This is a genomic window from Sulfitobacter sp. SBS6 (genome assembly GCF_048285585.1).
GTDB classification, from domain to species: Bacteria; Pseudomonadota; Alphaproteobacteria; order Rhodobacterales; family Rhodobacteraceae; genus Sulfitobacter; species Sulfitobacter pontiacus.
Window position 1 is genome coordinate 813798 of record NZ_JBLWBA010000005.1, and the last position, 23548, is coordinate 837345.

A 23548-nucleotide genomic window follows, 5' to 3' on the forward strand; every position below is an offset into this window, starting at 1 on the left:
GCGGATCAACTCAGGGTTTAGTCATTTTCCAGCCGGCGGCGTTGCTAGAATTTCGTCGCCGGCGTGGCGGGGGTGATCTGGCGTTTCAGCATCGCCTCGCGCCATGTGATAAAGGTCACCGACCCCAGGATTACCGCCCCGCCGAGAACGACCCAGATATCAATGGGTTCAGCAAAAACGACAGCACCTAGCGCCGTGGCCCAGACCAGTTGCAGGAAGGTCACCGGTTGGGTCACCGTCAGCGGTGCTGCGGCAAAGGCCAGCGTCATGGTATAGTGGCCTACGGTTGCAAAACACGCGACAGCGGCGAGGATTCCGATCTCTTCCCACGTAGGCGTGATCCAGTTGGCAAGCGCGAAGGGGGCCAGAAACAGCGTCACGAACAGCGACATCATCGCGACGACGACCGACGGGCGCACCTCATCCGCAAGCACTTTGGCCAGCAAATAGGCCCCGCCAAACACCACCGCCGCGATCAGCATCGCGAAATGCCCGCCGGTCAGCTCTCGAAACCCCGGTCGCAGGATAATCGCGGCCCCGACCAGCCCCAGCACGACCGCAATGATCCGGCGCAGGGCCAAGCTCTCGCCCAGAAACAGCGCGGCCCCGATGGTGACATAGATCGGCGCAAGATAGTTCATCGCCGTCACCTCGGCGATAGAGATACGCGTCATGGCGTAGAACCACAGGATAACGCCCACCCCATGCAGCCCGCCGCGTACCGAAAAAAGCGCCCATTGGCGGCGCGACAGCTTCGCCTCGCGCAGCGCGCCAATCGCGGGCAGCAGGAACACCAAGCCAAAGCCATAACGGATAAAAGCAGCTTCGGAGGACGGCAGGCGCGGGCCCATATGTTTGACCAAGGCGGTCACGCAAATGAAACACAGGCCGGTCACGACCATCCAGAAGATACCGGTGACGGGGCGTTGGGGATGTGCAGTTGTCATGGGCGCAACATTCCCCAACCCTTCCCCAAGGGCAAGGTCACATCAGCAGAAGTTTCAACGCAATCGCCCACATGGTCAGCGCAATCACACCATCCAGAATTTGCCAGCTGCGCGGCTTGCTGAAAAACGGCCCCAACAGGCGCGCGCCATAGCCCAGGCTGAAAAAGAAAACAAAGCTCGCCGTGACCGCACCTGCCCCGAAGGCGAGGCGGCTTTCATATTGCGCGGCGATGGACCCCAGCAGCACGACGGTATCAAGATAGACATGCGGGTTCAGCCAGGTCAGCGCGAGCAAGGTCAGGATCGTGCGGCGCAGGCTGGTTTGCGCGGCCCCGTCAGCGGCCAGCGCATGTCCGCCCTGCCAAGCCGATCGCGCATTCTGGAAGCCGTACCAGATCAGGAACGCCGCCCCGCCGTAGCGCATCAGCGTTTCGAACCACGGCACCGCCGTTGCCAGCGCACCGAACCCCGCCACCCCTGCGGCGATCAGCACCGCATCCGACAAGGCGCAGGTCAGGCAGACCCAAAAGACATGCTGCAACCGCAAGCCTTGGCGCAAGACAAAGGCATTCTGCGCCCCGATAGCCAGAATCAAGGTCAGGCCCAAGGCAAAGCCGGGAAAGAAGGCGGTCATATATCAAAAGCTCCGTCGGGAATCTGGGCCGGTCTCGGGCAAGATGCACCGCCGGACCCCACCCAAAAATAAATTTTCATCCCCTGCAACCCCAACTTTATTGTTGCGGCCGCGAAACATTTGCGTGATTGGGCCCGTTACTACTAGCGAACCACAGATACAGCGCCTATCTGACCCGCATACAACCAAGGAATAATGTCATGTTCGACGACAAACAGAAGCTGGAAATCAGCCAAGATGAATTGGCGCTTATCGAAGCAGCCCTGCACACACAGTCCAAAATCCTGAGCGTTCAGGCAAGCGCAGGCGGATCAAAGGCCTTGGGGCACCTGAATGAGGTCAAACGCGTCCTCGCCTCTATCTCGCAGCAGCGCGTGCGCGACACCACGACCAAACCGGCCTGGGGTGGTCTTTTTCGCATGGCGCGCCTTTTGGGATAAATTCGGCCCCAAACGCTGACACAAAAAAACCGCCCCGCAGCTAAGCCAGGGGCGGTTTTTTTGTGTCTCGCGGGCGCGTGACGCACCCGCCCCCCGCCAAAGCAAAGCCCCGCCGCGACATGGGTCGCTGGCGGGGCGTAAATGTTACAGCTGCTCCATCACCTCGTCAGAGGCTTCGAAGTTCGCGGTGACCCGCTGCACGTCGTCGTCGTCTTCCAGGGCGTCGATCAGCTTCATCAGCTTTTCCATCCCTTCCAGATCCATCTCGGTCGTGGTGGTCGGACGCCAGACCAGCTTGGTGCTGTCGGATTCGCCCAACTCGGCCTCCAGCGCGGTGCTGACATCGTTCAGGTCGGTATCCATGCACCAGATCACATGCCCGTCGTCCGAGCTTTCGACGTCTTCCGCACCGGCTTCGATGGCGGCCATCATGACGGTGTCGGCATCGCCAACGCTGGCGGGATAGGTGATTTCGCCCTTACGGTCGAACATAAAGCCGACGCTGCCTGTCTCGCCCAGATTGCCACCGTTCTTGGTGAAGGTGGACCGCACGGTCGACGCGGTGCGGTTGCGGTTGTCGGTCATCGCCTCGACAATGACGGCAACACCATTGGGGCCGTAGCCTTCATAGCGGATTTCTTCGTAATCCTCGCCCTCGCCGCCGACGGCTTTCTTGATCGCGCGTTCGATGTTGTCCTTGGGCATGGACTGACCCTTGGCCTCTTTCACCGCCAGACGCAGACGCGGGTTCTTGTCCGGATCGGGTTCGCCCATCTTCGCCGCGATGGTGATTTCTTTGGAGAGCTTGGAAAACACCTTGGCGCGCAGTTTGTCCTGACGGCCCTTACGGTGCTGGATATTTGCCCATTTTGAGTGACCTGCCATGGTGACCTCACATGCTAAAATTCTCGGTTGGCTCTCTATACGGCAGCCCACGCGCCTGAACAAGTCACCGCGCACGACCGCGCACGCGGGCGGTATGGCCGGGTTTGGGGCAGACAGGCGCGCGGGCGGCTGCTAGGGCTTTGGTCGCAGTTCACGCAAGGTACGCTCATGACCACCGACCAAATCATCCTGTTCACCCTGTTTGCCGCCGTGTTTGGCATGCTCTTGTGGGGGCGGTTCCGCTATGACCTTGTCGCCTTTGCTGCGCTGATGGTTGCCGTGGTGCTGGGGGTGGTCGACAGCAAGGACGCCTTTGCCGGCTTTGGTCACCCTGCGACGCTGGTGGTCGCGCTGGTGCTGATCGTATCGGCGGGGCTGACGCGGTCTGGCGCGGTGTCGCTGATCACCCGCACCCTGGTCGATGCCTCGCGTAGCCTTGGCGGGCATATCACGCTGATGGGGGTCATCGGCGGGGTGCTGTCAGCCTTCATGAACAACGTCGCGGCCCTCGCGCTGCTGATGCCGGTCGACATCCAGACCGCCCGCAAAGCCGGAAGATCCCCGGGATTGAGCCTGATGCCGCTGAGCTTTGCCACGATCCTTGGCGGCATGGCGACGCTGATCGGGACGCCGCCCAATATCATCATCGCCTCGATCCGACAGGAATCCCTTGGCGAACCGTTTCGCATGTTCGATTTCGCCCCTGTGGGAGGGATAGCGGCGGCGGCGGGGCTGGCCTTTGTCGCGCTGATCGGCTGGCGCTTTATCCCACAGCGCGAGAACAATGTGCTGGGCCCCGAAGACCTGTCCCCCTATCTGGCAGAGCTGACGATCCCCGAAGGCAATGCCCAGATCGGTAAACGTCTGGCAGAGCTTCAGGACGCTGCCGAGAAGGCCGATGTCGCCATGCTGGGGGTGATCCGGGACGGCAAGCGCCGCTACGGCCAGTCACGCAACCTGCCCCTGCGCGCAGGCGACGCGCTGGTGCTTGAGGCGACGCCCGATGCGCTGGACGAATTTCGCAGCACGCTGGACCTGCATGTCGCCGACGCCGACCGCGAAGACCGTCTGCGCGCCGATGGCGAAGGGGTTGAGATCATCGAGGTCGTGGTCACCAGCGATTCCCGCCTGAACGGCCGGTCGGCTCAGGCGGTTGGCCTGTCGTGGCGGCAGCGCTCCGTGCTGCTGGGGGTATCGCGGCGCGGCAAACGCATCACCTCGCAACTGCGCAAGACCGAGCTGCAGGTGGGTGATATTCTGCTGCTGCTCGTACCGCGCGATACCGCGTCCCATGTGGTCGAATGGCTGGGCGTGCTGCCTCTTGCTGACCGCGGGTTGGCAGTGACCGAAAACCACAAGGTCTGGCTGGCGATCGGCCTGTTTGGCGGCGCGGTCACGGCGGCGAGCTTTGGGTTGATCTACCTGCCCGTCGCCCTGGGACTGGTCGTCATCGCCTATGTGCTGGCGCGGATCGTCCCGCTGTCGGAGCTGTATACCCATATCGAATGGTCGGTCGTCGTCTTGCTGGGGTCGATGATCCCGTTGGGGGCAGCGCTCGAAAGCTCTGGCGGGACGGAGCTGATTGCCGGCGCGCTTGTCGGATTAACCCAAGGGCTGCCCGCATGGGTGGTGCTGACGGTGCTGATGCTGGTCACCATGACCCTGTCGGATGTGCTGAACAATACCGCCACCACCATCGTCGCCGCCCCCGTGGGCATCCAGATGGCGGCAAGCCTTGATGTCTCGCCCGACCCGTTCCTGATGGCGGTCGCCGTCGCCGCATCGAGCGCGTTCCTGACGCCCATTGGGCATAAGAACAACACCTTAATTCTATCCAGTGGTGATTACCGCTTCGGGGACTATTGGCGTATGGGACTACCCTTGGAGATCATAGTCGTATGCGTTTCGATACCTGCTATCCTTTACTTTTGGCCTTTGTAGCATAGAAAAAATGGGGGATTTACCCGGCATAGCTTAAGAAATCCAAGCCTCGCTGAAGTACACCTCACGCCCCCTTACAGCCTCACTGAGGGGCAAGATAGGGGTATGCCACGCAACCCACCTATGACACCCAATCCCCGCCTCCCTTTACGACAAGCCGGGGGAAACGAGGGGGCAAGGGGGGGGAATGGATAAAAGGCTCAGGTACAGTAAGGACCTCGAATTTTTGGGGCTAAATCGAAGAGACCTCTAGCCCTCGCGATGCAACCTAACTTGGCACTGCAGCATGCCTGTGGCCATCAAAAGCGGCAAACCCATTCAATAGTCACTTTGCTTCCAGCCGCAACACAGGAACAAGAAAGTCCTCAATCAGCTTAACCTGCTCTTCGATCAGCACGTTCATACGGTTCGGTCTGTCGCGTCCGCTGGAGCTGCTTAGCTCTTCGCGAAGGGTACGGGCAAAGTCGGGGTCGTTTCCATCCTCGCTATTCGCATCTACAGCTATGCTTACCAAGTGGAATTGACGGTTTAGCAACTCCAAAGCTTTCTCGACCTGCTCACCAAACAAAGCACGTGCCATCGGAAGACATTCCTCCACTGCGCGCCGTTCATCCAGTACAGCGTTCAATCGGTTGTAGTGGCCTTGCGCCGAGATCAGCCTCTGCTTCCGGTCGGCATCGACAGTGGACCAGAAACCCTTTGCGTTGAGGTGCTCCTCTGCCGCACGGAGCTCATGCGCTTCCATCAAAGGGCTTCGGACGTAGCCCAGCGCACGACGTGCATTGTATGCCGCCGTCAAAATGCGCTCCGCCTGATCTATGCGCCGCTCGGACAACTTCTGTCTTCGCCATCCATCAAAGGTGTTGGAGGCTAATACAGCGGCAACAATGACTGCCACGGCCCCGATGACGGCTCCCGTGCCCGAAAGCACCGCGCCAAGTGCCGTCAATTCTGCTGCTGTCCAACCAGGTTCCGCCATTTCGCTCCGTCAATCTACGTCGACTGATTATGGCGAATTTGGTCTCTCCCCGCCAGTGCTATTGGATTGGCTTGAATAACCTTAACAAGTCCAGTTCCATCACTAGTGATCGATTGGCGTTTGACGTGACCATTTCTTAGAATAGCGTCCCTTTGGATTTACGCACCTCAGGTAGCGGGTCTTCGCTAAGTTCGCTTACGGTAACTTGGAGGTGACTAGATCGGTCAAGAAGTAGTGACGCCAATCTATGGACGCGTTTTCTAACGAGAGGTAAGTCAGCCAGCGAAGGAACTTCGAGGCGAACCTGATCGTAACGATACTCCTCCAGTAAGGTAGGGATGGTGGCAACTATGCGATCTTTATTTGCGTCACTTAAGCGGCCGTTGACAACTAGATCACCGATGAGATCGAGCGCACTGCTCAAGCCGGGTTGAGTGCGCTGTTCGATGGCGTGCATCAGCAGCTCAACAATTGATCCACGGCTCGGGCTCTCCAAAGCCTCATCTTGGGTATATTGCATCATCGCGACATATGCGGGATAGACGCGATCTGGGTCTCGGCTAGCCAGTGCCATTCGCACTTGTGAAAGTGCAAAAAACGCATGTTCAGGAAAAAGGCGTTCTACTTGACACGCAACGGCAACGAGTTGTGGCAGCCGTTGATAGCTTTCACTCGCAATAAAACGTGATCTAAGCTCTTCACTAAAGGGCGTTTCATGGTTCAGCTTCGGTAGAAGTGTCCGCGCTAGAACCTCACCAATCTCCCGTGATGTAATTCGATTGACCTGCATATCGCCATCAAGTGCGATTTCGAAGTCAGATCGCCCTTCCAAGTTGATAGGGCTCCAATTTAGGCATGTCGTAATGCATGATGCCAGAGTTTCCTGGTCTAACTGAATTTCCCCCACCCTGATGCCAAGCCTGAGGCTCACTAATAGATCATGGCTGACGCTCCCATTTGCAACAGCCTCTATGATGTTCGAACGGAATAGCGCTGACGCTTTTTTTTGGCCGGGCAAATCGAGAAATAACCATGGATACAAATCGGTGTCGGCTGGCCAGCCGGTTTCGTCTGTCCTATTCCAGATCGCGACTTCAAAAGCTTTGGACTGATCTGAAGTGAGTTTTCTAGCTTTAAATAGCTTATAAAGACGGCGAACGGCACGGCCACGATCAAGCTTTTCGCCGTCTGCGGCGTGTAAGATCAGTTCGTCGATACGAAGCGAAGTAGAAATTGATATTTCTAGACCACTGGCATCTTCATCAGAAAATGCATCTATTGGCTCTGGCCAGTCGCGCTCTATTGCAGTTGCGCCACCCTCGCTCGGAGTTTTGAGATCGACGGCCGTAATTAGAGCGTCTTGCCTGTGTGTGGAATTCATTGCTTCTACTGCCGCCTCGAGCACAGCATTTCCCGCAGAGTAGCCACCCCACCAAATGGTTGGCTTACTAAACAACGATACGGCCCAATTAAATAACTCAAGCGCTTTAATCGAGGACGCACGAATAGCGACCCTCGACAAAACCTCCAGGAGGAACGCCAAATGGTTCTCCCCTTGACGGCGATCACCGAGCGCACGCAAACGCACAACTCGCTTTGGAATTCCTTCTAGTAGCTGTTCAATGGCTCCCGCACTTAGCTGCGCGACCTTCGTTCTTGGCAGCAGCCAGTCGAGCATCTTTCGGTCCGTACCACGGTAACGAGCTAAAAATGCCATGAAGTCATCTTCGTCAGGATTAGTGATAGCTCTATACGCTGTCTCGAGACGGGTAGAAAACATGTCAAAATTCGAAATTGTTTCCGGAGCGCCTGTGCGCTCCATGAGTTCAAGCAATCCATAAAATGGGCACTGTGCGTCTCCGCCGAGACGGGTCGCCCCGCCTTGTCGGTAACTACCGGGTTTGAACGCAAGGGACCACAGTTCGTTCTCTTTCCTGTTTCTATCAATTCGCTTAGTTGTCAGCTTGTCGTAGTAAGAAATCGTGTCCCATGGGTCCGCTTTCGCACCAAGAAAACGCATGCGCGTTTCGTCGGTCTCATCCTCTAGGTAACTGGAATGCTTGTCGTTTAGCGCAGATTTGGAACCCCGATGGCAGAAAGCTGCCCAGCCTTCCAAAGAAATAAGCCACGCAGACTTCGGGTCAGATACCTGCCTTTGCCTGACCCTTAAAAGTGCAGCCTGATACAGTTCAGCAGCGTCGCGGTGGTGGTACAACATCGCCAATAAACTGGCGCGTCGCATCATCCAAAGAGGTTCTTCGGATTTAAGGCGATTGGCAGCTTCCAGGATTGCAGCATCATCCCATCGCAAAAGTGCTTGTTGAGCAGTCTCATACGCATGTACGAGCTGCGCTTCCTCGCTACCGATCGATTGCAAACGCTCCATCCAGACAGACCACTTGGGCCAATTCTGAAATCTACGCCACTCTGTCGCACATGCCGCGCACAGTACGATGCGCTCAGATGATGAGAGATGAGAATGTTCAGCTTCATAATGCTGATCTGCTTCGTCGAGATCGGCTGGAGGTATCCAGATACATGCGGTGCGGTGCCGCCAAATCTTCTCTGCTGCAAATCTCAAATGGGCTTCTGGCGTTTCTGGACCTTGTTGCAAAGTCGGGAAGCCGTACGTCAAGGAGTTGGTTTGCCGAACTGGAGCTATAAGCCAGCCGGGATAAGAAATACGATCTCCGGCCCATACCTCGGCAACGTGCTTTCTACTCGCCTTCTCATGATCCAGGGCGTTCGGAGGCGCTGAAAACCGATCAGGGGATTTTACCCACTCGAAAGGAGACGGTGGTTTGGCTTGGTTCAGAGCTTCAAAGAATATCTCAAGTGCTCTCTCATGCTTTTCGCTGCGGTGAGTATTCTCGACCAACGGCCACAAATCTATCGGCGTTACGTTTCTTGCTTCAAGAAGGGCTCTAGCCGATGGCGATAGGTTCAACGATCCGACAAGCCTGATCCGCCGTGTCGACGCTCCTAATGTATCGCGAGCCCAGCCGCTCCAAGCAAGGAAGTTTGGATCAATGCCCGAAAAGCCGATGAGACAAAGTTCATGCTCAAGCATAACCTGTTGTGCAAGATTGACGAAGGGGGCGAATTTAGCTGGGTAGGTACGGAATTCATCCTCAGTGAAAATGAATGGCTTATGTGAGGGTAGCGACCCGTGAAGCTTAACGATCCGGGGAGATGCTTGGTGTGCAATATCCTGCACTGTCCTCACACAACTATAAATACGATCAGGCGTCTCAAGTGTGGTTCGCTCCAGTAATGTATCCCAGTTGGTGGTCAACACATCTCGCCAAGGCAGCTCAAGTAGCTGTTTATGAAGCGGACCTGGCGACCAGCGCCCATCCGGCACTAACTCACGGATCAGCCGATCTAAACCGTCCTCTCCGTGGAGGGTCCGGTATTCCTGCGCGAGGCGTAGAGCATCAGGTCCATCACCAGAACTGTATCCTAGCGCGATTTCCATCCTCTCCTTGAAGTCTCCCCACAGCGGTGGAAAAGGTGCTGTCGGTTCGCGTAGGCATGACCTGCTAAAACCTGAACCGACCATAACCGCAGCTTGCTTTTCCCAAAGTGCACGAGCGAAACTTTGAAATGCTGGAAAATCTGGTAGTTTTTCAAAATCTTTTGGCCAGCTGCCGGTCGGACTAGACTGCAAAACTCTTACCTCAATTTAATGTCACAATTACTTTAGCAGACATAAGTGACTTGGGCTACGCATCTGTCTCGGGGTTGATCTGCTTAGTCGATATGGTGAGCAGAACGGCGACATTCACGCTAGAAAACAAAAGCCTGCTATTGGCGGGAAGCGGTTTTCTCATCTATTTCGCAACAATGATGGCGTCCGGTGCATAGCCTGCAGTAAGACCCCATTCCAAAGTTCATTGAAGGATATTGCACGCAGTCGATTGACGGCAATGTATTAGAAACTGAAAGATTGATTTGTATAATGCTGTGCCCGCCTACTTGGAATTTATGGCAAAAAAGGTTGGGTAAGCCGGAAGCAACCTATCAAAAGCGTATGTCTGCAACGCAGTCTAAAACCTTGGTTAAATTTACGCCCTCACATTTCGCATTGTGTGCGCTGGGCCTGCTGCAAAGCCTTCAGCGCATCAAGCCTCCACTTGGTATGAATTCATCTGTAATCGCCCCACACAGCCAACTCTGCAAGCCTAGAGAAAAGCTTTGCGCCATCGCTGCGGAACAAGCGAGATTGCTGCAACGGGTTGCATACTAGACCTCCTTGCTGATTGCTTTAAGTGTCAAGCAAGACGTCACAGCCAGCTTAAGGCACTTGGCAGGTCTGCTTAGGGGGGTGGCATTGGAGATAACCCACCTTCAGGGTCTGATACTAATCGTCCATACACCGATTACATCAGCAGACGAGAAACTGCTGTTCACCCGGTGTACAAACTACACGTGGTTTGTCGTGGGAGGATCACTATTCACTAATACGCACCGTGCACTAAAGGTAAACCTGACGAATACTCGTATAGGAACTATAGTTTAATCTCTCGTATGTCTTATCATAAGGGGGGTACAATTCCCTACCCCTCAACATTTGGCTCAGTTAGGCCCGTGGCCGAAGCCCTACAGAGGCGTCACCGATAGACAAGCTCACACCGTTCTTCAAACGGAGCCAGATCGATATTCGTTGGCTAGAACCTCGCCCATCGCGATAAACCTTAGCTTCTTCAATCAGCTTGCGGACCCACTGGTTGGCCTCTGGAATGGACAGCAGGACTATCTCGGAAGGAACTGAACCGAAGACGCGAGTTGATCTCGAGACAGTTTCTAGATTTCGAAGGCACTCTTCCACCTCCGCTTCGGCTGCAAGAACAAGCCTATCTAAAGCAGCATTGGGGCGCTTTCCAACACGAGCGTGGAGATACTCTAGGTTGTCCTGGGCGGTAGTGAGTTCCTCCTCGAGGCCTTCAGCTTCTGCACTCGTTTCTACACCAAATGCTTTGACGACTTCTGGCCATTCATCCATTAAAACTTGATCAATATAAGACACAGCGCCCATGTATTTGTTGGTGACATAGTCGACGTAAGACACCGACCTATTGTTCCTCTTAGCCTTGGCCTTGTTGCCACCATCAGACTTCAAGACACCCACCAGACGGCCTCGACACTGGCCCTGCTGTTTGGTTTTGACCGGTGCGGAACCACTTTGAATGCGATGGCGAACGCGGCGGGCGATTTCCTCGTCGACTATACGTGGGTAATAGTCTGCGACAGTATCGATGATCCTTCGCTCCTTTTTAGTCCCTTTACCGATCTGAAGCGTTCCAAAGGGGGTCACTTCGCGAACCAACATGTATATTAACGCACCTGTCCAGTTGCCCTTTCCAGACAACGTGGGGACACCTCTGTCTCGAAGATCAGTCGCCATGCCGCTGGTTGGTTCACCGTTCGCATACCGCTCAAAGAGTTCTCTGATAACGGCAGCCTTGTCTTCGATGACTGTAAATGTGCCATTCTCTAGGCTGTCACCGTTGAACTCGATCCAAGCTGGCACTTTGGTGGAACGCTTACGGCTACCATCAACCACCTTTGCAGCGTTGCTTTTCCATGCCGCACCTACCCGCTCAGATTTATACCTGCTCTCTTGGTTCGCCCTATCGAAACCAGCCAGCATAATGAAGGCATCTCCAAGTGAGAGTGGCTCCCGAGCTTGATATACCTTGTTGTCACTCAATGTGACCGCATTGATACCAGCCACAGTGATACGCTTGATCAGCATGTACCCCTCGTCGAAATGCTGACGTGACAAGCGGTCGAGGTTCTCGACTATGAGAATTGAGCCCTCATCAATCGCCCCCTTCTCTACGGCTTCAAGGAATGCACCCAACTTCCCTACATCAGCGTTGGCACCCTTGAAGGCTGAAACACCCTTATCTTCGAAGGTCTCTGTCGAGAGGGTGTAGCCTTCCCGGCTGCACCATTCCTGCGCCCGTTTGGTCTGTCTCTCAATGGAGTTACCATCTCTCTGTCCCTCCGAGGAAAACCTGACGTAACTATAAGCGATAGTCTGATGTTGATCCGGCATGTTGTACATGTTCATGGCGTATCCTCTCGAAGCGGTCATACGGTAGTGGAGTAAGTCAAGGGGGAAGCAGATGGGGTCCCGAGGGGACCGTGAGAAACGGCCCATCCCCAATCGCCTAACTGACAAGGCAAAACGTCAATGCCAGCTATCCTGTTCATGAGATAGGCAAAACCTTGTTGGAGTACTTTGTGCCCATAAGAACGAGGCCGACAAGTGGGTCCTTGAGGACAGTTGAAGTGGCATGTTGAAAGGCTGCTCCTAGTACCTCAAGACGCTTTAGGTTCACGTATTACCCAACTTATCCTAAATTCAGATCAGCCACCTCCTGCAACACATCTCCTAAAAAAACAAGAAATCAAATAAAAAACAAAACCATAGCTAAGAACCCCATAGGCATTCCTGCTCCATTCTCGACAGCATTAAGCTATACCCCATATAGAAACAACACGCTGATCCTTGGTCCCGGGGGCTATAGCTTTGGCGATTACTGGCGCATGGGCCTGCCGCTTGAGATCATCGTCGTCGCGGTGTCCATTCCGGCTATTCTGGTGTTCTGGCCGCTTTAGAGGCAGAGCCAGGGGAAGGAGCCGGGGGCCAGCCCCCGGGCCCCCGGGATTTTTGCCATTTGGAAGCGCGGGGTCGGCGCTACCAGAAGAGCGGGATCATCATGGAGACGAGCAGCGACATCGACAGGTTGAGCGGAATGCCGATGCGCATGAAGTCGGTGAAGCGGTAGCCGCCCGGCCCATAGACCAGCGTGTTGGTCTGATAGCCGATGGGGGTGGCAAAGGCGCAAGACGCCGCGATCATCACCGCGACCACCAGGGGGCGCGGGTCCATGCCAAGTGCGGACCCGAGGCTGATGGCAATCGGTGTCATGATCACCGCCACCGCGTTGTTCGACACAATCTCTGTCAGGGTTGTGGTCAGCAGGAACACCGCGAAGATCACATAGAAAGGCGACAGCGTGCCGAGGAAGGGTGCGATATTGTCAACGATCAGGCTGATCGCGCCGGAGTTTTGTAACCCTGCCCCGACCGCAAGCATCGAGAAGATCAGCGCCAGCAGACGGCCATCGACAAAGCTGAAGGCCTCTTCCGCGTCGATACAGCCCGTGACCAGGACCAACGCCACGGCCAGCACGGCCAGCAGCAAGATCGGCGCGACGTTCAGCGCGGCCAAGACCACGATCCCCACCAGCGCCGCGATGGCGATCGGGGCATGCCCCCGCCGGAAGGCCCGTGCCGACGGCTGCGAGACGTCGACCATATCCATATCCGAGGCAAGGCGCTGGATATCCTCCATCGCGCCTTCTAGCAGCAGCGTGTCACCGACCTTGACGATGAGGTCGTCAAGCTGGCGACCGATGTTCTGGTTCCGCCGGTGTACCGCCAAAGGGTACACCCCATAGCGCCGGCGCAGACGCAGCGCGCCGAGGGTGCGGCCCACCATCTTGCAGCCCGGCGTGATCAGCACCTCTACGGTCGAGGTTTCCACCGCCGACACCTGATCGACGCGCTTGAGCTCTTTATTCGCCTGAAGGCTGAGCAGTTCCGTCATCTGGGTCCGCAGAACCACACGGTCACCGACCCGCAGTTCGACACTGGCCAGATCGCGGCGCAACGACTGATCCCCGCGCACCACGTCGATCAGCCGCACGCCTTCGCGTTTGAATAGCTGCACGTCAAGCACCTCGCGCCCGATCAGGTTGGAGTCGGGCGGGATCACGGCTTCGGTGAAGAACTTCATCTTGGAGCGGTCGGACAGCATATTCGCCATACTGTCGCGCGCGGGCAGCAGTTTGGGCGCGAAGACGACCATATAGATCAGGCCCCAGGCGCAGACGACCAGACCGATGGGCAGGATTTCGAAAATGCCAAACGGCTCCAGCCCCTGCGACCGTGCGACACCGTCCACCAGAAGGTTGGTCGAGGTCCCGATCAGCGTCAGGGAGCCGCCCATGATCGCCGCATAGCTCAGCGGGATCAGCAGTTTGGAGGCTTTGGTGCCAAGCGTCTGGCTGAGCTGCACCACGACCGGAATCATCACCACCACCACGGGCGTGTTGTTCATCACCGCCGAGGCCGCCATGACGGCCACGATCACGCCCACCACCGCCGTTTTCGGATGCGTCTTGGCATAGCGTTCGGCCATGCGCGTCAGCACATCCAGCGCGCCCGTGCGCACCAGCGCGCCCATCACGATGAACATCGCGGCAATGGTCCAGGGGGCAGAGTTCTGCAGCACCGCCTGCGCATCGTCATAGGGCAAGATGCCAAGCGCCAGCATGATGGCCGCCCCGGATAGGGCCACGACCTCGGTCGGGAGGGATTCGCGCAGGAACATGACGAACATGATCACAACGACGGTCAATGCCAGGATGGCAGAGGTGCTATCCGACAGGTTTAGAAAGTCCATTCAGGTATATCCGGCCTTGGGCAGATGAAAATCAAACTGCAGTGTCGTTGATTGCAACGTCCACGGCAAGCGTCGCCTTGGGGCAAGCGTCAGATGCGCCTGCCCTGCGCTATTCCGGATACGGGTCTAAAGCGCGCCAGCCGCAACGCGGTCAGGGCGCGCTTTGCTGCAGCTTGCCGCCCTGACGCACGGGCACGATACGGGTCGCCTTGCCGGTGCGGTCGTCGGTTTCGATATAGACGCCGGAGAGGGTCGCTTCCTCGTTGGCGGGGGTGAAGCGGTCTTTGGGCATGCCGGTGATGAAGCGGCGCAAAGGCTCTGTTTTCTCCATCCCGATCACCGAATGGTAATCGCCGCTCATGCCTGCATCTGTCAGATAGGCCGTCCCGCCCGGCAGGATCATCGCGTCAGACGTGGGCACATGGGTATGCGTGCCCACAACAAGGCTGGCGCGGCCATCACACCAATGCCCCATCGCCATCTTTTCCGAGGTCGCCTCGCAGTGCATATCGACAATCACCGCCGATGCCATGCCGCCCAGAGGGTGGGTCTTGAGCACGGGTTCAAGCGCCGAGAACGGATCGTCAAAGGGACGCTTCATAAAGACCTGACCAAGCGCTTGGGTGACCAGCACCTTGCGCCCGTTCTTGGCGGTGAACAGACGCGCGCCCTTGCCCGGTGCGTTTTTCGAAAAATTCAGCGGCCGGATGACACGCGGCTCCTGCTCGATAAAACTCAGCATGTCTTTTTGGTCAAAGGCGTGGTCGCCCAGGGTCAGACAATCGGCCCCTGCGTCCAGCAGCGTTTTGGCGTGGCTGCCAGACAGCCCCATGCCAGAGGTGGCATTTTCACCGTTCACCACCACAAAATCCAGCTTCCATTCCGTCCGCAGACGGGGAAGGTTTTCGCTGATTGCGCGGCGGCCCGCGCGGCCCATGACATCGCCGAGGAAGAGTATTTTCATGCCCCAAGCGTTAGGCTGCGCAGCGCCCGAGGGCAAGGGGCGGAGCTGCGGTTTTTGCGCGCGGGGTGCGGGCGCGCCTAGGCGATCTCGATCACGCCCGTCTCTGTCACGATCAGATCAAGCGGCTGGTCGGTGGGTTCAAGCGGCAGATCGTCAACCTCTTGCCCCGCAAAGGCAAAACCGATCGCCAAGGTCGCCCGCCGCGCACGTAGCTGTTCCAGCGTGCGGTCATAAAACCCGCCGCCATACCCCAGACGCCCGCCAGCGCGGTTGAACGCCAGCAGGGGCACGATCACGATTTCAGGGTCAAAGAAATCCTCGACCGCGGGGATCTGAGCGCCAAAGGCACCGTCCACCAAAGGGGTATCCGGGGTCCAGCGCGAAAACCGCAAAGGCTGCGCCGCGCCCATGATCACCGGCACGCCCACGGGGCCGTGGGCCGCCGCCTCGGCCATGGCGGGGCGCGGGTCAATCTCTGTGCGTATGGGTAGAAAACCGGACAGCGGGACGCCGCGATACCCCGCGAGCACTTCGCTCAGATAGCCGGCTTGCGAAGCGTTGGCAGCATCAAACAGCGGCTTGCGGCGGGCGAAGGCCGCCTTGCGCGCTGCCGCCTTGACCGCCGCCATATCCGTCACAGCAAGACCGCCGCCGCCAGCCCCAGAAAGGCGAAGAAGCCCACGACATCCGTCACCGTCGTCACAAAAGCACCAGAGGCAAGGGCCGGATCCACGCCGAAACGTTCCAGCAGGATCGGGATGCCCGTCCCCGCAAGCCCCGCCACGACCATGTTGATCACCATCGCCGTCGCGATCACATAGCCAAGCGCGGGTGACCCGAACCACAGGATCCCGACGATCCCCATGATGATCGCGAAAATCAGGCCATTCACCAGCCCCACAAGACATTCACGTCGGATCACGCGCCAGACGTTCGATCCGGTCAAATCCCGGGTCGCGATGGCGCGCACGGCCACGGTCAGACTTTGCGTACCGGCATTCCCCCCCATAGAGGCCACGATGGGCATCAACACCGCCAACGCCACGATCTGCGCGATCGCTGCCTCGAACTGCGAAATCACCATAGAGGCCGCGATGGCCGTCACCAGGTTCACCGCCAGCCAGGGCAACCGCTGCTTTGTCGTCTCGATCACACGGTCAGACAGCGACCCTTCGCCAACACCGGCCAGACGCAGGATGTCTTCTTCGTGTTCCTCGTCCAGCACCGACATGGCGTCATCAATGGTGATCACCCCGATCAAACGCCCCTCATCATCGACAACGGGCGCAGAGATCAGGTGATACTGGTTGAACGCATAGGCGACATCGCCCTCGTCTCGCAGGGCGGGAATGACCTGAAACGTATCCTCCAGAATGTCGCGCATGGGGGTGGCGCGTTTGGACCGCATCAGCTTGCCAAGAGTGACATTGCCCACAGGGTGCAACCGCGGATCAACCATGACGATGTGATAGAACTGGTCCGGCAGGTCTTCCTCGGGCGTGGCGCGCAGGTGATCAATCGCCTCGCCCACGGTCCAGTGTTCCGGGGCCATGACAACTTCGCGCTGCATCAAACGACCAGCGGAATATTCGGGATAGGTCAGCGCCTGTTCGACAGCGACCCGGTCCGCATCTTCCAGGGCCCCCAGAATGGTCTCGGCCTGCGCATCCTCAAGGTCTTCGATCAGATCGACAACATCATCGCTGTCCATGTCGCGCACGGCGTCCGACAGCACCTCGGGCGTCAGAATCGCAACGACTTCCTCGCGGATCGATTCGTCGAGCTCCGACAGAATCTCGCCATCGAACTCGCGGTCATACAGCCGGATCAGCTTGGTCCGTTCAAAGGCGCTGATCTGTTCCAGAAGGTCGGCGATGTCGGCCGCGTGCAGCGGCTCCATCAGCTCTGTCAGCTTGGCGGCGTCATCGATTTCCACCGCATAGAGAATGGACGCCACGGCCTTCTTGTTCAGCCGATATGCCTCGCCTTCATCCTCGGCGTCGGGGGAGAGTTCAAGTTCCTGTGCGTCGTCAACCATGGCTGCCCCCACTTGCGATTTTGCGCAGACCATAAGCGTGCCACAGCGCGGATACAATGGCGCGGAACCCTGCGCTATCGGATTGTCGGCACGGCGGGCTGCGGTTAGACAGGCGGCATGAAAACACAAACACTCCTCCTCGGCCAAACGCTCCGGTTTACGGGCACTCCCCTCTCTGACCCGTGGGAGGAGACGGTTCATATCGACAGCGACGGTGGCGTGCTGATTGAAGGCGCGCAGATCAAGGCCGTGGGCCGCGCCGACGACCTGCGCAAGGCGTACCCGCAGGCAGCGGTGCAGGACTATGGCGACCGGCTGATCTGCCCGGGGTTTGTGGATGCCCATGTGCATTATCCGCAGACCGCCATCATCGCGAGCTGGGGCAAACGGCTGATCGACTGGCTCAACAGCTATACCTTCCCCGAGGAAATGCGCCTGTCAGACCCCGCCTATGCCCGCGACATCGCCGGGCGCTATCTGGATCTGACGCTGGCCAACGGCACGACCACTGTCTGCTCTTTCGCCACCATCGCCCCCACCAGCGTCGACGCGATATTCGACGCGGCAGCAGAGCGTGGTCAGCGGATCGTGGCGGGCAAGACCTGTATGGACCGCAACGCCCCCGACGGGCTGCGCGATACGGCGCAATCGGCCTATGACGACAGCAAGATGCTGATCGATCGCTGGCACGGCAAAGGCCGCGCCAGCTATGCGATTACGCCCCGTTTCACGCCGACCTCGACGCCGGAACAACTCGCGGCCTTGGGTGCGCTCTGGACGGAGCGCCCCGACTGCCTGATGCAGACGCACCTGAGCGAACAGATCGACGAGATTGCTTGGGTCCAAGACCTTGTGCCCCACGCCCGCGATTATCTGGACACCTACGAGGAACACGGGCTGGTGCGTGATCGCGCCGTCTTTGGCCATGCCATCCACCTGACCCCGCGCGAGATCGACCGACTTGCGGACAGCGGCGCATCGGTGGTGCATTGTCCGACCTCGAACACCTTCATCGGATCGGGACTGTTCGACATGGCGCATATCGCCGCGCAGCGGATACCGATTGGCTTGGCCACGGACACCGGCGGCGGATCGTCTTTCTCGATGCTGCGCACAATGGCTGCGGCCTATGAGATCGGTCAACTGCGCGGCACCCCCACCCATGCGGCGCAGTTGATGTGGCTTGCCACCGCCGGCTCTGCCCGCAGCCTGCATCTGCACGAAAAGATCGGCACACTCGCCGAAGGCTTCGAGGCCGACATCACCGTGCTCGACCTCGCCTCCACCCCCGCGATCAAGCAGCGCAGCGACAATGCGCACAGCATATGGGATCAGCTTTTCGCCACAATCATGATGGGCGACGACCGCGCCATCAGCGATGTCTGGGTCAACGGGGTGCGCCGAGGCTGACGCCAGCCTCCTTCATTTTGCCTTTAAACTCCCCGCGGCACGTCCCGTAGGCGCGCCTTGCGAGACGGCTTCGGGCCCATCCTAACAGGGTGCGGCCAGAACCATTGCCCAAATCCGGTCCGGCCCCTGAAACAGGCCAAAACCCGTGGCATTCCGGCTCATCATATTGCGGTAATGCGGCGCCGATTGCGCCCATCCCCGCATGACCTGCGTCAGATCCCCCTGCCCCTTGGCAAGATTCTCGGCCACATAGCACCAGCGATAGCCCTGCGCCCGCACCCGATCGCCGACACCAGACCCATCGCGCCCCGTGTGCGAGAAATACCCGTGCCGCGCCATGTCCAGCGCATGTGCCCGTGCGGCGGCCTCTAGCCGCGGTGCATAGGACAGCGGGGCCACCCCCTGCTGCGCGCGCATGGCATTCAACATCTGAACCGCCTGTGGGTCGGCGCGCAGAGGCGATATCGCGGCAATCATCAGAGCCACGGCCAAAGCCAGCCTGCGTAGAATATTCATACCGTCAACTCCCCCGCTTTCGCGCTACCCGCGTCTCTACTTCCTCCCAAGACCGAGGCACGCGTGTTTATATCGCGTCCCGCAGCGCCCGCGCGAGCCTGTTTTGTTGCGCGATCTGCGCGGGCAAATCTATGGTCACGACCTGCGCATCCCGCACGACGCTGCGCCCTTCAACAAGCAAATCGCGGACTGTTGTCGGCCCCGCAAGCAACAGTGCCGCAGGATCCCAGCTCCCGGCGCTTTCAATCCCGCTCACGTCCCAGATTGCGATGTCTGCCCGCGCCCCCACCTCGATCCGCCCGCATTCGGGGCGGCCCAGGATGTCTGCACCGCCGCGCGTGGCAATCTCGAGCGCTTCGCGTGCGCTCATCGCATCCGCCCCGCCAGCAACGCGCTGCAAAAGCATCGCCTGCCGAGCCTCTGCGACAAGATTTCCGGCGTCATTGCTTGCGGATCCATCGACCCCGAGCCCTACGGGAACCCCGGCATCTCGCATCGCACGAAGGGGCGCGATCCCCGAGCCCAAACGGCAGTTCGAACAGGGGCAATGTGCAACGCCAGTCTTGGTCTGCGCGAATAACGCGATCTCGCTCGGGTCGAGCTTCACGCAATGGGCATGCCAGACATCGGGCCCGACCCAGCCCAGATCCTGCGCATATTGACCCGGACGACAGCCGAATTGCGCCAATGAATAGGCGATATCCTCCTCGTTCTCGGCAAGATGCGTATGCAGCATCACGCCTTTGTCCCGCGCCAACAGCGCTGCGTCCCGCATCAAGTCCCGACTTACCGAGAAGGGCGAACAGGGCGCGATGCCAACCCGACACATGGAAGAGGCCGATGGGTCATGAAAACCGTCGATCACACGAATGCAATCTTCCAGTATCGCAGCCTCGCGTTCCACCAAAGCATCAGGTGGCAACCCACCGTCGCTTTCCCCGATGCTCATCGCGCCGCGCGTGGGCTGAAACCGCATCCCGATCTCTGCCGCGGCGTGTATTGTATCCTCCAACCGGCTGCCGTTCGGATACATATACAGGTGGTCCGAGCTTAACGTGCAGCCGGACAAGGCAAGCTCTGCCAACCCCACCTGAGCCGAGACATACATGTGATCCGGCGTAAACCGCGCCCAGATCGGATAAAGCGTTTTAAGCCAGCCAAACAGCAGCGCGTCCTGCCCCCCCGGCACCGCCCGCGTCAGACTTTGATAAAGGTGGTGATGGGTGTTCACCAACCCTGGCGTCACAACGCACCCTGATGCTTCTATCACCTCCCCTTCAGTTGTCAGGTTTTGTCCCACCGCCACGACAACCCCATCGCGCAGCAAAACATCAGCCGATACCAATTCGCGCCGCGTCTCATCCATCGTCAAAAGACAATCAGCGTTGCGTATCAGCAGTTCGGTCATATCGGACAATTCCTAACAAACTCTAAAGCTTCGGCGTGAATATCGGCATTGGCCGCCGCGATGGCACGTCCCCCATGATGGGCGGGGCCGCCATCCCAGTCGGTAACGATGCCACCCGCTGCATGGACAAGAGCGATTGGTGCTTGAATATCATAGGGTTGCAGGCCCGCTTCGATGACCAGATCGACCTGCCCCGAGGCCACCAAAGCATAAGCATAGCAATCCATCCCAAAGCGCGCCAAACGCGCATGTCGCGCCACCTCGGCAAAGGCGGCCCCTTCGGATGTCGTCCCGACCTCTGGAAAAGTAGTGAAAACGGTCGCCTGCGACAGTGCACGCGCCCCACGCGTCCGCAGCGGATGAACGCCAGACGGGCCCGACACCTCTGCTTGGCCGCTATGCCCAACAAAACGCTCGCGAATGTAGGGCTGGTCGATGATCCCGAAAAACGGCCCATCCGCATTGCTGACCGCGATCAACACGCCCCAGGTCGGCGTGCCGGAGACAAAACCCCGCGTGCCGTCAATGGGGTCCAAAACCCAGGTGAGCCCGGAGGTCCCTTCCGCGATACCATATTCTTCGCCTAGGATGGCGTCGTTGGGGCGCTCGCGTGCCAAGATATCGCGCATGGCCCGTTCGGCCGCACGATCGGCTTCTGTGACGGGATCATAGCCCGACTGGAATTTGTTGTCCGCAATCAGATCTGCTTGACGAAAATGCGGAAGTATCGCGGCACGGGCGGCGTCCGCCAGCAAATGGCCCACACGCAATATATCGGGATCGGAGTGCATATTTGGTATCATAGCTACCGATCTGACACTTTCGCCAGATCCTTGCAAGATAACACTTCCCGCTAAAGGTTAAGCCACATCACTGAGGACACGCGCCAATTCGAACAGGCGGCGACGCTGGTTTTCGGGGATCGCATAGTAAGAGCGGATCAAATCCATCGCCTCTTTATCGCCGCTCAGATCGGCGGGGATATTGTCCAAGGCCTTTTCGGGCTGCGGTTTTTCGGCTTCCAGACCTTCAAAGAAATGCGAAACGTCCACGTTCAGGGCAAAGGCGATGTCCCAAAGTCTGGACGCGCTGACACGGTTTGCACCGGTTTCATACTTTTGGATTTGCTGGAATTTTATGCCAACAAGTTCTGCTAAGCGCTGCTGTGTCATGCCTGTCAGCCAACGGCGCTGCCGTATTCGCTGACCAACATGAACATCTACTTTATGAGGCATCACGATCTTCTTTCTAACTCAGCGCCCATAATTTCGACGCTTGTATTTGTGGAGAGGAAGTGACCAATTCACGTGGTCATTTCCGACAAAACGTGCTACTTGCAAATATACTCACTATGCGCAAATAAAATGAAAATGGACATACGTTCAGTTATCATTCCAATCAGCGCCAGCACTTAATCAAGCGTTGTTTCCGCGAGAAAAATACCCCTTATACGCGAATTGAACGTAGCAAGCGTTCGGGAACTCGCAAAACTTTTTACCTGAGCCGAGCACCATAAATTCGCCGCAATGCTGTGTGTCAGCATTTCCAACACATTGAGACCTGCTCCTCTCACGTTCAAGAATACCATATTTGTCAGTAAGATAGCCCCGCCCGTCAGCTTCGCCACTACATTCTGCGCGGGTGCGCGATGTTTTGCTCACGGCACCCGAATACCGCCTGATTAACGCAAATAACAAAAACGTTACGGCACAATTGCGCCCGTCGCGGGGAAGAATCATCTTTTTCATGGGCAAAAGGCTTGCAGTCTAAACCTTAAGATACCGTTCAGAGCCGTGAGAACGACGCAGTAAAGCGTCGCGACGCAAAATTCGCAAATGCGTTAGGCAAATCTTCATATCTCTTCTTTAGCTCATTCACCACGGACACGCAGATGTTCAACCGAAAGGCTGCGTGTTTCGAAGGTAGAAATGCCTATGTTGCGCCACATTTGGCAAAGCAAAACGCCAATAGTGCCCACTGCGCTAGAATTGGATGCGAAAGCTCTTGAAAACAAAGACGTGTGTGCCGATATTTGACCCAATACCGAGGTCGGAGAACCGACTTTGCAACACGTCTATTATTTGGAGGATATTCATGGCCGACGTGAACACAATCCGGTCTGCGGCCGGATCCCGCGCCGCCGCTATCGATGAAGGGCTGCGCACCCATATGAATAAGGTGTATGGCACCATGTCGATTGGCATGTTGATCACCTTTGCAGCGGCTTGGGCCATTTCCGGCCTGGCCGTGACGACCGATCCTTCCGGCGCGGTTGCGCAGATTGGCACGGACAAATACCTGACCTCCTTCGGCTCTGCGCTGTATATGTCGCCGCTGAAATTGGTTGTGATGTTTGCACCTTTGGCGTTTGTCTTCGGCTTGGGTGCCGCGATGAATAAAATCTCGGCCGCGACTGCGCAGACATTGTTTTATGTTTTCGCTGCCGTCATGGGCGTTTCGATCAGCTCGATCTTTCTGGTCTTTACGGGCTATTCCATCATCCAGATTTTCTTGATCACCTCGATCGCTTTCGCGGGCCTGTCGCTTTGGGGCTACACCACGAAAAAGGATATCTCCGGCTGGGGTAGCTTCCTGATCATGGGCGTCATTGGCCTGGTTGTTGCGTCGATCGTGAACATCTTCCTCGCCTCCCCTGCCCTTGTGTTCGCGATCTCGGCTATCGGCGTTCTGATTTTCGCTGGCCTTACCGCCTATGACACTCAGAACATCAAGAACACTTACTTGGCGCATGCACATCACGGTGACCAAGAATGGCTGCAGAAGTCCGGTATCATGGGCGCTTTGAGCCTGTACCTGAACTTCATCAACATGTTCATGATGTTGCTGCAATTGTTCGGCAACCGCGAATAACAGACTGCCCCACGACGCGGGGAAATACCTAAG

Annotated in this window: 18 protein-coding genes and 1 pseudogene; 5 read left to right on the forward strand and 14 right to left on the reverse strand. The window is 57.7% G+C overall.

Annotation, left to right across the window (positions count from 1 at the left end):
• Positions 1 to 44 precede the first annotated feature (44 nt).
• Complete coding sequence (locus ACNQ62_RS07405) at positions 45 to 947, reverse strand: DMT family transporter (protein WP_418094524.1); 903 nt, start codon at positions 945 to 947, stop codon at positions 45 to 47.
• 37 nt (positions 948 to 984) lie between these two features.
• A complete protein-coding gene (locus ACNQ62_RS07410; RefSeq protein ID WP_037943761.1) occupies positions 985 to 1581 on the reverse strand; it encodes a LysE/ArgO family amino acid transporter in 597 nt (198 codons plus the stop codon).
• Between the two features lie 200 nt (positions 1582 to 1781).
• On the opposite strand from ACNQ62_RS07410, the gene ACNQ62_RS07415 reads away from it, so the two are divergent.
• Entirely contained in the window at positions 1782 to 2021 is a 240-nt protein-coding gene (locus ACNQ62_RS07415; RefSeq protein WP_009826495.1) for a hypothetical protein, read from the forward strand.
• A gap of 144 nt (positions 2022 to 2165) precedes the next feature.
• On the opposite strand, the gene ACNQ62_RS07420 is transcribed toward ACNQ62_RS07415, so the two are convergent.
• Complete coding sequence (locus ACNQ62_RS07420; RefSeq protein WP_005852303.1) at positions 2166 to 2906, reverse strand: YebC/PmpR family DNA-binding transcriptional regulator; 741 nt, start codon at positions 2904 to 2906, stop codon at positions 2166 to 2168.
• 168 nt (positions 2907 to 3074) lie between these two features.
• On the opposite strand from ACNQ62_RS07420, the gene ACNQ62_RS07425 reads away from it, so the two are divergent.
• Positions 3075 to 4847 carry an SLC13 family permease gene (locus ACNQ62_RS07425; RefSeq protein WP_418094525.1) on the forward strand — a complete coding sequence of 591 codons (1773 nt, stop codon included), beginning with the start codon at positions 3075 to 3077 and terminating at the stop codon, positions 4845 to 4847.
• A 325-nt stretch (positions 4848 to 5172) separates the two neighbouring features.
• Here ACNQ62_RS07425 and ACNQ62_RS07430 read toward each other — a convergent pair whose 3' ends face one another.
• From ACNQ62_RS07430 to ACNQ62_RS07440, 3 genes are all read right to left on the reverse strand, one after another.
• Entirely contained in the window at positions 5173 to 5826 is a 654-nt protein-coding gene (locus tag ACNQ62_RS07430; RefSeq protein WP_418094526.1) for a hypothetical protein, read from the reverse strand.
• 136 nt (positions 5827 to 5962) lie between these two features.
• Positions 5963 to 9304, reverse strand: a complete 3342-nt coding sequence (locus ACNQ62_RS07435) for an SIR2 family NAD-dependent protein deacylase (RefSeq protein ID WP_418094527.1) — start codon at positions 9302 to 9304, stop codon at positions 5963 to 5965.
• A 1104-nt stretch (positions 9305 to 10408) separates the two neighbouring features.
• The gene (locus ACNQ62_RS07440) at positions 10409 to 11905 is read right to left on the reverse strand and encodes a recombinase family protein (protein ID WP_418094528.1); all 1497 of its coding nucleotides are present in this window, start codon (positions 11903 to 11905) and stop codon (positions 10409 to 10411) included.
• 356 nt (positions 11906 to 12261) lie between these two features.
• On the opposite strand from ACNQ62_RS07440, the pseudogene ACNQ62_RS07445 reads away from it, so the two are divergent.
• A pseudogene (locus ACNQ62_RS07445) lies at positions 12262 to 12456 on the forward strand (SLC13 family permease); the annotation flags it as partial.
• Positions 12457 to 12535: 79 nt separating this feature from the next.
• On the opposite strand, the gene ACNQ62_RS07450 reads toward ACNQ62_RS07445, so the two are convergent.
• From ACNQ62_RS07450 to mgtE, 4 genes are all read right to left on the reverse strand, one after another.
• Positions 12536 to 14308, reverse strand: a complete 1773-nt coding sequence (locus ACNQ62_RS07450; protein WP_418094529.1) for an SLC13 family permease — start codon at positions 14306 to 14308, stop codon at positions 12536 to 12538.
• Between the two features lie 151 nt (positions 14309 to 14459).
• Complete coding sequence (locus tag ACNQ62_RS07455; protein WP_009826492.1) at positions 14460 to 15272, reverse strand: TIGR00282 family metallophosphoesterase; 813 nt, start codon at positions 15270 to 15272, stop codon at positions 14460 to 14462.
• Between the two features lie 77 nt (positions 15273 to 15349).
• On the reverse strand, positions 15350 to 15901 hold the full coding sequence (locus ACNQ62_RS07460) for a 5-formyltetrahydrofolate cyclo-ligase (RefSeq protein ID WP_418094705.1): 552 nt from the start codon (positions 15899 to 15901) through the stop codon (positions 15350 to 15352).
• A 5-nt stretch (positions 15902 to 15906) separates the two neighbouring features.
• The gene (gene mgtE / locus ACNQ62_RS07465; RefSeq protein ID WP_005852296.1) at positions 15907 to 17310 is read right to left on the reverse strand and encodes a magnesium transporter; all 1404 of its coding nucleotides are present in this window, start codon (positions 17308 to 17310) and stop codon (positions 15907 to 15909) included.
• Positions 17311 to 17427: 117 nt separating this feature from the next.
• Here mgtE and guaD point away from each other — a divergent pair, with 117 nt between their 5' ends.
• Positions 17428 to 18720 (forward strand): guanine deaminase, encoded by a 1293-nt coding sequence (gene guaD / locus ACNQ62_RS07470; RefSeq protein WP_418094530.1) that lies wholly within the window; start codon positions 17428 to 17430, stop codon positions 18718 to 18720.
• An 81-nt stretch (positions 18721 to 18801) separates the two neighbouring features.
• Here the strand turns inward: guaD and ACNQ62_RS07475 are convergent, their stop codons facing one another.
• The 4 genes from ACNQ62_RS07475 to ACNQ62_RS07490 form a co-directional block, all read right to left on the reverse strand.
• Positions 18802 to 19236, reverse strand: a complete 435-nt coding sequence (locus ACNQ62_RS07475; protein WP_418094531.1) for a CAP domain-containing protein — start codon at positions 19234 to 19236, stop codon at positions 18802 to 18804.
• Positions 19237 to 19303: 67 nt separating this feature from the next.
• On the reverse strand, positions 19304 to 20644 hold the full coding sequence (locus ACNQ62_RS07480) for an 8-oxoguanine deaminase (protein WP_418094532.1): 1341 nt from the start codon (positions 20642 to 20644) through the stop codon (positions 19304 to 19306).
• Complete coding sequence (gene hisN, locus ACNQ62_RS07485) at positions 20641 to 21435, reverse strand: histidinol-phosphatase (RefSeq protein ID WP_037944969.1); 795 nt, start codon at positions 21433 to 21435, stop codon at positions 20641 to 20643. Before hisN ends, ACNQ62_RS07480 begins: the two co-directional genes overlap by 4 nt.
• Before the next feature lie 69 nt (positions 21436 to 21504).
• Positions 21505 to 21879 (reverse strand): helix-turn-helix domain-containing protein, encoded by a 375-nt coding sequence (locus tag ACNQ62_RS07490; RefSeq protein WP_005852284.1) that lies wholly within the window; start codon positions 21877 to 21879, stop codon positions 21505 to 21507.
• Positions 21880 to 22738: 859 nt separating this feature from the next.
• Between ACNQ62_RS07490 and ACNQ62_RS07495 the strand changes: the two genes are divergently transcribed.
• Positions 22739 to 23515 carry a Bax inhibitor-1/YccA family protein gene (locus ACNQ62_RS07495; protein ID WP_418094533.1) on the forward strand — a complete coding sequence of 259 codons (777 nt, stop codon included), beginning with the start codon at positions 22739 to 22741 and terminating at the stop codon, positions 23513 to 23515.
• Positions 23516 to 23548: the final 33 nt, after the last annotated feature.

What these genes read in the sequence shown, in the direction of transcription:
- ACNQ62_RS07405 (WP_418094524.1), bottom strand. Translation starts at nt 947, where the DNA reads ATGACAACTGCACATCCCCAACGCCCCGTCACCGGTATCTTCTGGATG.
- ACNQ62_RS07410 (WP_037943761.1), bottom strand. Translation starts at nt 1,581, where the DNA reads ATGACCGCCTTCTTTCCCGGCTTTGCCTTGGGCCTGACCTTGATTCTG.
- ACNQ62_RS07415 (WP_009826495.1), top strand. Translation starts at nt 1,782, where the DNA reads ATGTTCGACGACAAACAGAAGCTGGAAATCAGCCAAGATGAATTGGCG.
- ACNQ62_RS07420 (WP_005852303.1), bottom strand. Translation starts at nt 2,906, where the DNA reads ATGGCAGGTCACTCAAAATGGGCAAATATCCAGCACCGTAAGGGCCGT.
- ACNQ62_RS07425 (WP_418094525.1), top strand. Translation starts at nt 3,075, where the DNA reads ATGACCACCGACCAAATCATCCTGTTCACCCTGTTTGCCGCCGTGTTT.
- ACNQ62_RS07430 (WP_418094526.1), bottom strand. Translation starts at nt 5,826, where the DNA reads ATGGCGGAACCTGGTTGGACAGCAGCAGAATTGACGGCACTTGGCGCG.
- ACNQ62_RS07435 (WP_418094527.1), bottom strand. Translation starts at nt 9,304, where the DNA reads ATGGAAATCGCGCTAGGATACAGTTCTGGTGATGGACCTGATGCTCTA.
- ACNQ62_RS07440 (WP_418094528.1), bottom strand. Translation starts at nt 11,905, where the DNA reads ATGAACATGTACAACATGCCGGATCAACATCAGACTATCGCTTATAGT.
- ACNQ62_RS07450 (WP_418094529.1), bottom strand. Translation starts at nt 14,308, where the DNA reads ATGGACTTTCTAAACCTGTCGGATAGCACCTCTGCCATCCTGGCATTG.
- ACNQ62_RS07455 (WP_009826492.1), bottom strand. Translation starts at nt 15,272, where the DNA reads ATGAAAATACTCTTCCTCGGCGATGTCATGGGCCGCGCGGGCCGCCGC.
- ACNQ62_RS07460 (WP_418094705.1), bottom strand. Translation starts at nt 15,901, where the DNA reads ATGGCGGCGGTCAAGGCGGCAGCGCGCAAGGCGGCCTTCGCCCGCCGC.
- mgtE (WP_005852296.1), bottom strand. Translation starts at nt 17,310, where the DNA reads ATGGTTGACGACGCACAGGAACTTGAACTCTCCCCCGACGCCGAGGAT.
- guaD (WP_418094530.1), top strand. Translation starts at nt 17,428, where the DNA reads ATGAAAACACAAACACTCCTCCTCGGCCAAACGCTCCGGTTTACGGGC.
- ACNQ62_RS07475 (WP_418094531.1), bottom strand. Translation starts at nt 19,236, where the DNA reads ATGAATATTCTACGCAGGCTGGCTTTGGCCGTGGCTCTGATGATTGCC.
- ACNQ62_RS07480 (WP_418094532.1), bottom strand. Translation starts at nt 20,644, where the DNA reads ATGACCGAACTGCTGATACGCAACGCTGATTGTCTTTTGACGATGGAT.
- hisN (WP_037944969.1), bottom strand. Translation starts at nt 21,435, where the DNA reads ATGCACTCCGATCCCGATATATTGCGTGTGGGCCATTTGCTGGCGGAC.
- ACNQ62_RS07490 (WP_005852284.1), bottom strand. Translation starts at nt 21,879, where the DNA reads ATGCCTCATAAAGTAGATGTTCATGTTGGTCAGCGAATACGGCAGCGC.
- ACNQ62_RS07495 (WP_418094533.1), top strand. Translation starts at nt 22,739, where the DNA reads ATGGCCGACGTGAACACAATCCGGTCTGCGGCCGGATCCCGCGCCGCC.